Below are 12,258 nucleotides of genomic sequence, written 5' to 3'. Positions count from 1 at the left end.
ACCAAATATGAAAATCCTTTACTTAAAAAGCATGATGTTGCTTTTGTTTTGCTGTACCGGTATGTTGTCTGTGTATGCGCAATCAGGTAGTGTCAGTGGTCTGGTAACAGACGAAATCAACAAACCTGTACCCGGAGCGGTGATCCGTGTAGAAGGTACTACTCAAACCAGCCAGACGGATTCGAATGGCAAATATTATCTTAAAGGGATTAAACCCGGACTGGCGACGATTTCCGTAAGTTTTGTCGGATATACGACCCAGAAAAACACGATAAGCCTGAGTCAAAATTCGATAGTGCTAAATTTTAAATTACAACCGGCTAATGAAATCCTGAATGAGATAATAGTAATCGGTTATGGTACGCAAAAGAAACAGGATTTAACTGGATCTATTACTACTGTTGGTGCAAAAGATTTTCAGAAGGGAGCGATCACTACACCTGAACAGCTTATTCAGGGTAAAGTCGCAGGCGTAAATGTAGTCTCCAATGGAGGGCAGCCAGGTGGCGGAAGTATGATCAGGATTAGAGGGGGAGCATCTTTAAACGCTAGCAATGATCCTTTAATAGTGATAGACGGGGTTCCTTTTAGTGGAAATACAATTAATAATGCACCAAATCCGCTTGCGCTAATCAATCCTGCGGATATTGAAAGTTTTACTGTTCTAAAAGATGCAAATGCTACAGCCATTTATGGTTCCAGAGCTTCTAATGGAGTGATTTTAATTACGACAAAAAAAGGTTCATCAGGAGCTGCTGTGATCGAGTTCAATACCAATAATGCTTATTCTACAATCGCTAAAAAGGTGGATGTGCTTTCAGCGGCTGAAATTCGTGACTATTTTGATGCTCATCCGAATGCGACCTATGGTAATGAACCTTTTAAAAATCTATTGGGAACCGCAAATACAGATTGGCAGAGCGAAATCTATGAAAATGCATTTTCTACAGACAACAACTTAAACCTTTCAGGCGCTTTTCAAGGAGTTCCATATCGTGTTTCAGCTGGTTACCTGGATCAGAAAGGGATGTTGATTACTGACCGTTTCAAGCGGGCTACCGGAGGCTTGGCACTTCAGCCCAAACTGTTTGACGGTCATTTAAAAATTGACTTAAATCTTAAGGGTACTTTAACGGATGCGCATTTTGCAAACCAAGGTGCAATCGCTAATTCAATACAATTTGATCCAACCCAAGCCGTCAGAACTCAGAATGATGAATTTGGTGGATATTATGAATGGCTTGGAGGAGGCTCGCTTAATCGTAATGCCGCCAGAAATCCGGTTAGCATGATCTTAATGCAGGATAATAATGGAAAAACTGAGCGGAGTTTTGGGAATGTTCAAGTCGATTATTCTTTTCATTTTCTTCCGGAATTGCATGCTAATTTAAATCTTGGCTATGATGTTTCGCGCGGGTATGGAAGCATTTTTGTTCCCGCAAACGCAGGTCTTAATTTTGTCAATGGCGGTTTCCAGACTAAGTCGTTATCATCGCAAAATAACAAGGTTGGAGAATTTTATTTAAACTATACCAAGAATTTAAAAAGTTTAAAAAGTAAAATAGACCTTACGGCTGGTTATGGCTATTATGATAATAAGACTACGACTTACAATTTCAAGAATTATGATGCTACAGGAACTACCGTACAATTTACCCCTGCGTTTCCTTACGATATTCCCAGAAATAAATTAATATCTTATTATGGAAGGTTAGTATATACTTTTGCCGATAAGTATATTTTATCTGGTACGATGCGTGCGGACGGTTCTTCTCGATTTGCCAAGGATAAACGCTGGGGTTATTTTCCTTCCGTTGGTTTTACCTGGAAATTGAACGAGGAAAATTTCTTAAAAGACAATCGAAGTTTATCTGACCTTAAAGTCCGTTTAAGTTATGGACAGACTGGTAACCAGGATGGGATCGGTAATTACAATTATCTGGCTAAATATTATTTAAATGCTCCAGCGGGGCAATATCAACTAGGTGATCATTTTTATGATTATTATTCTCCTTCAGACTATGATACTGATTTGACATGGGAATCTACTACAACCTATAATACTGGACTGGATTATGGATTCTGGGGTGGAAGAATTAATGGCACATTAGATGTATATTACAAGGAGACTAAAAACCTATTGTCAACTATCGATATTCCTTCAGGTTCAAATTTTAACAATACCCTGTTGACAAATGTTGGAAATATGGAGGTGAAAGGTGCCGAGTTCAATATAAATTTGGCGTTGATACAGGGTAAGAAGCTAAATTGGGACATAGGTTTTAATGCTTCCTACAACAATAGAAAAATAACTCAGCTCTCTTTAAATCCAGATCCCAGGTATAAGATCAGCGCTGGTACAATTACAGGTGGTACAGGAAACAATATCAAATATAACGGTGTTGGCCAGGTTCCGCAGTCATTTTATGTACGCAAACAAATTTATGACCGAAATGGGAAACCATTGGAAAATATGTACGCAGATTTAAATGGTGATGGCATTTCTAATGCAGATGATTCATATTTCTATAAATCACCGGATCCTGATCTTGTGTTTGGCTTAAGTAGTTCGGTAAACTTTAGAAGATGGACACTATCAACGGTACTAAGGTCGAATATTGGTAATTATATGTACGACAATGTTTCCTCCAATTTTGGGGTGCAGTCAAATGTGATGAGTAGCCTCGGTTTTGTAAACAATGCAACCCGTGACATTTTAAATACACAATTTACTTCTAATCGTTACGAAAGTGATTATTACGTGAAAAATGCTTCCTTTCTTAAAATGGATAACCTGACTCTGGCGTTTGATGCAGGTAAATTATTCAAGGATCAAAGCCGTAATTTGAGAATATCTGCGGGTTGTCAAAACGTATTTGTTATCACAAAATATAAAGGGCTTGATCCGGAAGTGTTCTCCGGTGTTGATTTGAATCTATATCCGAGACCAAGAATATATAGTCTGGGTTTTAATGTTGGTTTTTAATTAAAATATATACGAAAATGAAAAAGATATATAGATTGACAATTCTGTTTAGTTTGATAGGGATTTGTATTTCCTCATGTAAACATTCAGAATTAGACCTTGTTCCTACAAATGATAAGGTTGGAGCGACCGTATACACATCGAAGGAAGGCTATAAAGCAGGATTAGCTAAACTCTATGCTAGTTTTGGTTTGGGACACTCCAGTGGTGCAACAGCGTTAAGTGACATTGGGGGACTTAATGTAAGTTTCGTAGATTTTTTGAGATTGTTCTGGTTGTCTCAGGAATTAACTACAGACGAAGCTATTTGTGGATGGGGGGATGCGGGAATTCCGGATCTTGTTCAGATGAAGTGGACTGCTGATAATCAGTTTCTACGAGGGCTTTACTCCAGAGCAATTTATCAGATAACCGTTTGTAATGAGTTTTTAAGGGAAAGTACTGCTGAAAAACTAGCTTCCAGAAATGTTAGCGATTCCGAAGAAATCCGAAATTTTCGTGCAGAGGCAAGGTTTCTCAGGGCGTTTCAGTATTGGGTATTATTAGATGGTTTTGGTAACCCGCCATTTGTTACTGAAAATGATGTTATCGGGAAACAGGCTCCTAAGCAAATCCAAAGGTCTGAACTCTTTAAATATGTTGAATCAGAATTAAAAGCTATTGATGGCGATCTTGTAGATGTTAAAGCCAACGAATATGGCAGAGCAGATAAAGGAGCAGCCTGGGCACTACTTGCCCGGTTATATTTAAACGCAGAGGTTTATACAGGTATACCGAAGTATACAGAGGCCATCACTTATGCTCAAAAAGTTATTAACGGGGGCTACCGATTGGCAGCAAATTATAAGAATCTGTTTTTAACAGATAATAATATCACCAGTAAAGATGAGATGATATTGACCATTAATTATGATGCCAATAAAACGCAGAATAATGGCGGAACAACCTATATCATCAATGCGTCGATTGATCCTGCTACTATGGACGCTGCTTCATTTGGCATACCAGGCGGCGGATGGTCTGGTAATCGTGTCAGGAGTACTATCCCGGCAATTTTCGGGGACTATAGTGGGGCTACAGATAAAAGGGCTATGTTTTTTGGAAGTAAAATACAAAATGATAATCTAGCTGAGTTTGGGGATGGTCTTAAAGCAATCAAATTTAGAAATGTGAGTTCTTTGGGTGTTCCATCGCTAGAGCCAGGTGGGACCTTTTGTTCTTTAGATTTCGCAATTTTTCGTCTGGCGGAACAATACCTGATTTATGGGGAAGCAGTGCTTCGTGGTGGAACTGGGGGGTCAGTAAGTCAGGCGGTGGATTATGTAAATGAATTGCGCAGACGTGCATATGGAGATGCTTCAGGTAATGTCTCTTTCGTTGATCTGGATTTTTTTCTGGATGAAAGGGTAAGGGAACTGTATTGGGAAGGCTTCAGACGTACGGACCTGATCAGGTACAATAGATACACGGAGGCTTCTTATTTATGGCCGTACAAAGGTGGGGCGAAATCAGGTATAGAAGTAGAGGCTACAAGGAAGTTATTCCCGCTTCCAACTGCAGATATCATTTCCAATACCAATTTAATTCAGAACAAAGGTTATTAACTACATAAAAAAAGTTAAAATGAAACAATTTATCTTTAAAAGTTGCCTTTTAGGCATACTTGGCTTGGGATTGAGCTCTTGTGAAAAATCAGAAAACCAAGTGGTCTCTGATGTTAGCCCTGCCGGAACATTAAGCAGTTCTACAACGGTTTTGAATCTATCGCTGGAAGATGGCGATAAAACCGCCTTGTCCTTAACTTTTCCGAAAGCTGAAATTAAAGGCGCTATAATACCTGTGGAATCAACAATTCAGTTTGATGTTAAGGGAAATAATTTTGCGAATCCGGTTGAATTTGTTCAAAGCTCCTATTCCTTTTCACCTACAGTAAATGAAGTGAATGCGATGATGTTGAAACTGGGTTTGAAGATTGGGGAGGCTGGTCAGCTGGAAGTTAGATTGAAATCTGCGCCTGCAGCTAATGCAGTAACCTACTCTAATATAATTATGCTGACCGGTACACCTTATAAGGCTTCTAGCTGGATCTATATTCCTGCTGCATATCAGAATTGGTCGCCAGCGACTGCCGACAGTTTACTTTCTCCGATAAGTAATGGTGTTTATGAAGGTATTATCAATTTTCCGGATACTAAACTGGAGTTTAAAATTACACCAAAGAAGAACTGGACGACCGAGTATGGAGATGCTGGTAATAATAGTTTTAGACTTTCGGGGGATAATTTCAGTGTTTTAAAGCCGGGAGCAAAGAAAGTTACCATTGATATGAATAAGATGAAGTGGGAATTGACAGAGGCAAAAACCTGGTCACTAATTGGTAGTTCAACTGCTAAAGGCTGGGAGGGGGATACCGATCTGAAATTTATAAATGATGGTACTGAGACCCATACTTTAACGCTTGATTTGCTTGCCGGGGAAATTAAGATCAGGTATGGACACGATTGGGGGGTGAGCCTTGGAGGTAGTGTGAATGATTTTGTGTTCAATGGCGGAAATGTTCCGATTGCTGCAGGTAATTACACCATTACGCTGAACGTTACCAAGACGGATGATACAGGAAAACCAACTGCAGTGAAAATTACCATGGTTAAAAACTAAATAAAATATGAGAAGTTTAGCCGTTTTGTTGCTGCTTTTTTTCAATGCCTGGGCAAATGCCCAGGTATTGAAAAAGGTAGAGCCTATGTTTTGGTGGGTGGGTATGAAGAATCCCAAATTGCAGTTGATGGTCTATGGTCAAGATATTGGGGCAATGGATGTGGAAATTGTCTATCCAGGAGTTAAAATCATTAAGATAAACCAGGTTGAAAACCCAAATTATTTGTTTTTGGATCTTGAACTTTCAGAAAATGTAAAACCGGGAAAGTTTCCGATCAAGTTTATCAAGGATAAGAAAAGAAAACTGGAATATATTTATGAACTGAAACGAAAATCAACGGATGTTAACCGAATATCTGGTGTTAATCAGGGAGATCTCATTTATGAATTGATGCCCGACCGTTTTGCTAATGGTGATCCTGGCAATGACATTGTTCCTGGCATGAAGGAAGCAAAAATTGACCGAAATGGGCTGATCTCCAGACATGGAGGGGATCTGCAGGGCTTAATTGACCGTTTGGATTATTTAAATGATTTGGGAGTAACGGCGTTATGGCTAACCCCTGAGGTAGAAAACGACCAGTATGAGGCTTCTTATCATGGCTATGCCATTACTGATCATTATAAAATTGACCCAAGGTTCGGAACAAACAAACTTTATAAAGAATTTGTTGGCTTATGTCATCAAAGAGGTATAAAAGTAATTAAAGATGTTATCCCCAATCACCTCGGAAGTGAACATTGGCTGGTTAAAGATCTACCTATGAAAAACTGGTTGAATCAATGGCCGGTGTATACGCAAACCAGTTTTAGAGACCAGACCTTAATGGATCCCTACGCCGCATCGGATGACAGGAAGAAAATGTTGGATGGCTGGTTTGCGCATACAATGCCGGATTTTAACCAAAGAAATGAATTTGTACAAAACTACATTACTCAAAACTTGATCTGGTGGGTCGAATATGCAGGTATTGATGGGCTGAGAATAGATACTTACCCCTATAATGATCTGGGGTATATGGCTAAATGGGCTAAGCAAATGAAAACTGAATTTCCAAAGCTAAGTATGTTTGGTGAAGCATTGGTGAATAGTGTGGTCAGTCAGGCTTACTTTACTCAAGGTGACCGATTAAACCTGGGAGTAGAAACTAACTTGCCTGGAGTGATTGATGTACAGATTAAAGATGCGATTTATGAAGTTTTAAACGGTGAGTTCGGTTGGACAACCGGAGTAAATCACCTTTATTCAATACTTTCCCAGGATGTGATTTATAAGGATGCGACTCAAAACGTGGTTTTTTTGGATAACCATGATATGAGCCGTTTTTACTCAATGATCAAAGAAGACATTAATAAGTATAAATCTGGACTTGCACTTCTTTTTACGATGCGTGGTATCCCACAGGTTTATTATGGGATGGAAATATTGATGAAGAATTTTTCTGATCCTGATGGTTTGGTGAGGTTTGATTTTCCTGGTGGATGGAAGGGGGATCCCAATAATAAGTTTGTATCAGAAGGTCGTACTGATATGGAGAACGAAGCCTTTAATTATTTTAGAAAGTTAGCCAATTTCAGGAAAAATTGTAGGGCGCTTCAGTTTGGTAATTTAATGCAATATGTACCTGAAATGGGGATGTATGTATATTTCAGGTATACTGATGACCAAACGGTTATGGTCGTTACAAACTCCAATGCTGATGCTGTTACGCTTAAAATGAATAGGTTTTTCCAACGGATAGGGGATTTTACTCGGGCTGAGAACGTGATTACCGATAGTATTTTTTCAATTGAAAAAGATTTGCTTATACCGGGGAAGACAACACAGATTTATGAACTAAAAAAATAAGAAATGATAGCGTCTAATACAAATGAGAACTTGCTAAAAATAACAAGGATAGATGCAAGTAGTGTAGATTTCAAAGAACTGGTTATTAAGCTGGATGCTGAATTAAAAACCAAGAATAGAAATGCTAATGATTTTTATGCATCACATAATTCTATAGAGAAAGTTGATCATGTGGTCATTGCATTCAAAGATGATATCGCAGTTGGTTGTGGGGCGATAAAAAAATACGGGGTTGGTGTAGTGGAAATTAAAAGGATGTATGTTTTACCTCGATTTCGAAATAGGGGGATTGCTTTAAAAATACTAAATGAGTTGGAAAATTGGGCATTGGAAATGTCATTTACCAAGTCGATTTTAGAAACCGGAAGAAATTTTCCGGCGGCAATAACACTTTATTTAAAAGCAGGATATACTATTGAGCCAAATTATCCTCCTTACGAGTATGCAGAAAATAGTATCTGTATGAGTCGTTCAATTGCCTAACATTTTTTAGCGGAAATGATTAAGTAATTGTGTATAGCCCTGGATATGGGCTATACTTTTTGTTTTCTTTAAATTAATTAACCTTTCATGTTCTTATTTTTTGATATGGTGATGGATTTTGGAGAAATGCATCCGCTGACTGCTGTAATTATTGTACTGGAACTGATGATGCTCAGTGTACAATTATATTTTTATTTGATTTGGCCTTATCACCGTAGCCGGTTTACTTATCTGGTTCTGCTGGTATTACTGATCTTTTACAATCTGGCTGGAGGCTTTTTCCCCGATCGGGATATAGGATGGCTTTCCTTATCTGCTCAGAATATTATCGCTCATGGTATGGCCTTTTTAATGGCAGCTTACTTTCCATATTATTTTTACATTTCCTTTGACCTCTCTCCGCTGCGCTTTCATGCATTATATGGGGCTCCCATTTTTTTACTCTTACCTTTTTTGTTTTTTTTTGTGTTTTTACACATTTTACATGGGGATCTGGATTATGCAATCAGTTATGGGGTTTTGATTCCGGGTCTGTATTCTCTGGTTTTAATGGTAGTGATTTTTCGTGCGATTAGTTTCAGGGTTTCCAGTAAGGAGTCTCAACCTGATGATTTTACCTGTTTAGAGATGCAGGCGGTGTATTGGGCTGTTTTTCCCTGGGGTTTTATGCCATTTTTTATTTATCTGCAAATGGATCAATGGGGCAGGGTACTTTTTGCCAATATTGGCTTTGTGGTGATTGCCGTGTTGTTTTTGTTTCAGTCTGGTAAGTATGAACGTAAGCAGCGCAGGCATAGGGAGGAGCGTGAGGCGATGGAGGAGAAGCAGCGGGCGGATTTTAATCAGACTTGTTTACAGATGGGCTTGAGTTTGCGAGAGGCAGAAGTGGCGCTGATGCTTTGTCAGGGTTTTGAGTATAAGGTGATTGGTGATTTGCTGCATATTTCTGCAAGGACGGTGGATACACATGCGCATAGGATTTATTACAAGTTGGAGGTTAGAAATAAAATTGAGCTGCAGCAGGTGCTGGGCTTTTCAAATTAATGCTTTTGTGATGAATGAATTGATTAAACCTGTTTCTGATATTGCTTTTGAGCGGCTGTTGAAGGTACTGGAAACTGTGATGGTATTGAGTGTGCAGTTTAAGCTGGAATTAAGAAGGATGTTGTATGAAACCAGGTATGAGAAGGATGCCCGGATTTTGAATTTTGGTGGGACCCAGCAGGTGGTTTGGTTTATATTATCGGGTTTGCTCAGGGAGATCAGGATAAATAAGGTGACGCTGAAGGAGAAAACATGCTGGTATTGGCTCCCCGGGAGTTTTGTGTATACAGATCCGGGGTATTTTGGTCAGCAGCCTTCCCTTAGGGCGATTCAGGCGGAGGCGGATTGTGATTTGATTTTGATGAGTTATGAAGATTGGCTGGTTTTGAAAGCTGCTTTTGTGGAGGTGGAGGTGATTACTGAGCGGATCAGGGGGGATTATAGTCAGTTACGTTTTGAGCATATGGAAGACATGAAGCTGCTGAGTGTGGATGAGCGTTATCTGGATTTGGAGGCGACGCTAGATTATTTGTTTTTAAGAACGCAGCTGAATTATATTGCGGATTTTATGGGGATGGCGCCTGCTACCCTTGGTCGTTTACGCTCGAAGTATTATGACCGGATGCGATAGTTTTTAGACACGATCTGAATCGTGTTTTTTTGCGATCTGGATCGTGCCTTTCCGGTTTTTCATTTTAGAATTTAGGGTAACCAAATATCAATGTTATGAATGGAAACCAGGATGCTGTCGGACTACCGGCTGTACACGATCGCAAAAATGCTTTGTACCGAGGTGGCACCAAATGAAAAGCTACAGGAGCAGATTTTATCCAAGGGATTAAATGGGCTCGGGATGCTCACCTGAAGGGCAAGCAATCCATTGATCAAATTTTAAAGCTATGAACATTTCAACACTTAGCATACACCCATTAAGCTTATCTCCCAAGACAAAGGAGTGGTTAGCATTTGCCATTAGCTTGATCTGTCTGGCACTTTTTATAATTGCTGCATATGATAAAGTTGCTGACAATGAAAGGTTTGTTAAGGGCTTAGCCACTGTTCCTGTAATTGGTGCTTATGCCGGGACGATTGCCTGGCTGGTTCCAATGATAGAGGTTATTGTGGCTGTATTGCTGTTGGTTCCTTCGACCCAAAAGTTTGGGCTTTGGGCTTTTCTGATAACAATGGTGGGGTTTACCATCTATATACTTGGTATGTGGTTATGGGCAGAAAACCTTCCTTGTCACTGTAATTTGATTGTGGAAAAATTGAGCTGGGGTGAGCATGTGGTATTTAACATGGTCTTTATTGGCCTTGCGGCATGGGCACTTTGGTTAGTGAAAAATAAAGAATACAAATCTTAAATCTTAACATTTAAAAAAATAAAGAATGAAAAATTTTAGAAAAGTCGCCTTAGGATTGTTGGTAACAGTTCTTGCGTTTGGATTCAGTGCTTTTAAAGCAGAAGTATCAGGTAAAAAAAATGTGCTTACTTATCGTTATGTGAATACTGGCACAGATTACCAGTTGAAATCCGATGCTGAAGTAATTGATGGTTGTGGAGGTACCAGTCCGCACAATTGTATCATTGAAACAAACGTGAACAAGGGAACGAATTTCAGCTATGATGATCTGGATGATTTCTCATGGGAGGCTTATGATTCTTCAGCACCTGCTGAATATCAGGGATTATAATAAATGTAAAGGGCGGAATAATTTTTCCGCCCTTTACATTATATCGCTTTATCGATCAGTGATTTAATTTCTGCTCCCTGATCAATTCTGGGGTCTATAGGGTTTGAAGAAATGAGTTCCTGGTTCCTTCCGATTATCAACAATTGAGGATAACTGTTATAGTTGTAATATCGGATCAGGGGATGATCAGTACCCATTGTCCCGGTATTCAGGTTAATTTGTCCTTTGGAATGATATAAACCGCTTTCAAGTCCTTTCATCCAACTTGATCTGGACCGGTCGACATTCAGACTGATGAATTTTACATCCTTTTTATGTTTGTACCTTTCCATTATTCCTTCCAATGCTTTTGGCATTTGTGTGCATCCTTTGCAACCTAGAAACCAAAAATCAATTAATAAAATACTATCCTTAAAATCCGTTAGGCGGACTGTCTTGCCATTTTCATCCAGCAGTGTAAAGTTGTATACTTTGGAACCCGCTGTATGTTTTGTGGTCCAGTTGATAAGCAAATCTTTTTCTTTTGAATGATCCATTGTTTTTAAAGCGATAGCCGCATATTTAAAGACTTCAGCTGGTTCTTTTTTTGCCAGGGTCAGCAGGCATATTAGTAATAACCGGTCTCTGATCGGGCTTTTATATTTAGTTACAATATGATCAAAAATCTGTTGTAGTGTTATCTTCTGACCTTCATACTTAAAATTCAGTGTCAGCCATTCCATCTGGTAAGCGAGATTTAATGCAAAAGCAGATTTTAAAAGTGTTTCATCTGACGTTATGGGCAGCTGAGTTGATTTTAATAGATAGTCATTAAAGAACGTGCTGATGGCATTTTTCTTAACTTTTGTGCTAACAGTATAAGAAATGCTGAGAGATTTCAGGTACTTAAATCTTTGTTCGGCGGCCATATCAGTTTCAATGAGTTGGTATTGATCAGCAGCAAGGCTGTCTTTATAGCTGTTTAAGATTCCTGCTTTTAGTACCAGTAGATTTTCAAGGCTTTCGTGCAACAATTGGTAAGCTGGAATATGTGCTGATTGGTTATGCAGTTGCATCACCCGATCAGTTATCCCAGCAGGTAACGATACACTGGAGATCAGTGCCTGACAGTTAAGTTTTGCTGCGCCTTTTCCTGAAAAATGAATCTTTGCACTTTTCATATTGAGATCCATATTGACTACATCACCTGCGGAAAACAGGAAAGGTTTTACCAGAAAACTACTGGTTAAATCGTTTACAGGCTGTTGTCCGGGAATTTGCAGAGAAAAGCTGATGTAGACTAACTCAGCTGATGGATTAAGCGTGATACTGAATTTACCAAGGCTGTCTATAAGGCAGTTTTGACTGTTTTTAAATTCTGCTAATGCGCTGGGAATATAATCTGCATACAGGTTAATAGTCAGGCTGGAATTTTTAAGGATAGATGTTCCTTTCAGTGTTCCGTTAATGGTAATGGCAGGCTGCTTTGCCGATGAATTGTTTAAGCTGGATATGAATAATAACCAGATCAGGGTGATTTGTATAATCTTCATTTTTATAGTTT

10 protein-coding genes are annotated in these 12,258 nt (G+C 39.1%); 9 read left to right on the top strand and 1 reads right to left on the bottom strand.

Features of this window, described 5'->3' with window-relative positions:
• Positions 1-7 precede the first annotated feature (7 nt).
• The 9 genes from ABDJ41_RS16140 (at position 8) to ABDJ41_RS16100 (ending at position 10,715) form a co-directional block, all read left to right on the top strand.
• Positions 8-2,986: a SusC/RagA family TonB-linked outer membrane protein gene (locus ABDJ41_RS16140; protein ID WP_349787106.1), complete on the top strand. Its 2,979-nt coding sequence runs from the start codon at positions 8-10 to the stop codon at positions 2,984-2,986.
• Between the two features lie 17 nt (positions 2,987-3,003).
• Positions 3,004-4,590 (top strand): RagB/SusD family nutrient uptake outer membrane protein, encoded by a 1,587-nt coding sequence (locus ABDJ41_RS16135; RefSeq protein WP_349787105.1) that lies wholly within the window; start codon positions 3,004-3,006, stop codon positions 4,588-4,590.
• 19 nt (positions 4,591-4,609) lie between these two features.
• Entirely contained in the window at positions 4,610-5,644 is a 1,035-nt protein-coding gene (locus ABDJ41_RS16130) for a SusE domain-containing protein (RefSeq protein ID WP_349787104.1), read from the top strand.
• Between the two features lie 7 nt (positions 5,645-5,651).
• Positions 5,652-7,493, top strand: coding sequence for a glycoside hydrolase family 13 protein (locus ABDJ41_RS16125; protein WP_349787103.1), 1,842 nt, complete (start codon positions 5,652-5,654; stop codon positions 7,491-7,493).
• 3 nt (positions 7,494-7,496) lie between these two features.
• On the top strand, positions 7,497-7,976 hold the full coding sequence (locus ABDJ41_RS16120; RefSeq protein ID WP_349787102.1) for a GNAT family N-acetyltransferase: 480 nt from the start codon (positions 7,497-7,499) through the stop codon (positions 7,974-7,976).
• Positions 7,977-8,063: 87 nt separating this feature from the next.
• On the top strand, positions 8,064-9,020 hold the full coding sequence (locus tag ABDJ41_RS16115; protein ID WP_349787101.1) for a helix-turn-helix domain-containing protein: 957 nt from the start codon (positions 8,064-8,066) through the stop codon (positions 9,018-9,020).
• 10 nt (positions 9,021-9,030) lie between these two features.
• Positions 9,031-9,651, top strand: a complete 621-nt coding sequence (locus ABDJ41_RS16110; RefSeq protein ID WP_349787100.1) for a Crp/Fnr family transcriptional regulator — start codon at positions 9,031-9,033, stop codon at positions 9,649-9,651.
• Between the two features lie 268 nt (positions 9,652-9,919).
• On the top strand, positions 9,920-10,384 hold the full coding sequence (locus ABDJ41_RS16105) for a MauE/DoxX family redox-associated membrane protein (protein ID WP_349787099.1): 465 nt from the start codon (positions 9,920-9,922) through the stop codon (positions 10,382-10,384).
• Between the two features lie 25 nt (positions 10,385-10,409).
• Positions 10,410-10,715: a hypothetical protein gene (locus tag ABDJ41_RS16100; RefSeq protein ID WP_349787098.1), complete on the top strand. Its 306-nt coding sequence runs from the start codon at positions 10,410-10,412 to the stop codon at positions 10,713-10,715.
• A 38-nt stretch (positions 10,716-10,753) separates the two neighbouring features.
• Here ABDJ41_RS16100 and ABDJ41_RS16095 read toward each other — a convergent pair whose 3' ends face one another.
• Complete coding sequence (locus ABDJ41_RS16095) at positions 10,754-12,247, bottom strand: TlpA family protein disulfide reductase (protein ID WP_349787097.1); 1,494 nt, start codon at positions 12,245-12,247, stop codon at positions 10,754-10,756.
• Positions 12,248-12,258 lie beyond the last annotated feature (11 nt).

Origin of the sequence: Pedobacter sp. ASV1-7 (genome assembly GCF_040203335.1) — a bacterium.
GTDB lineage: Bacteria > Bacteroidota > Bacteroidia > Sphingobacteriales > Sphingobacteriaceae > Pedobacter.
The sequence above is the reverse complement of the archived record's forward strand: the minus strand, read 5'-3'. Positions and strand labels throughout refer to the sequence as shown.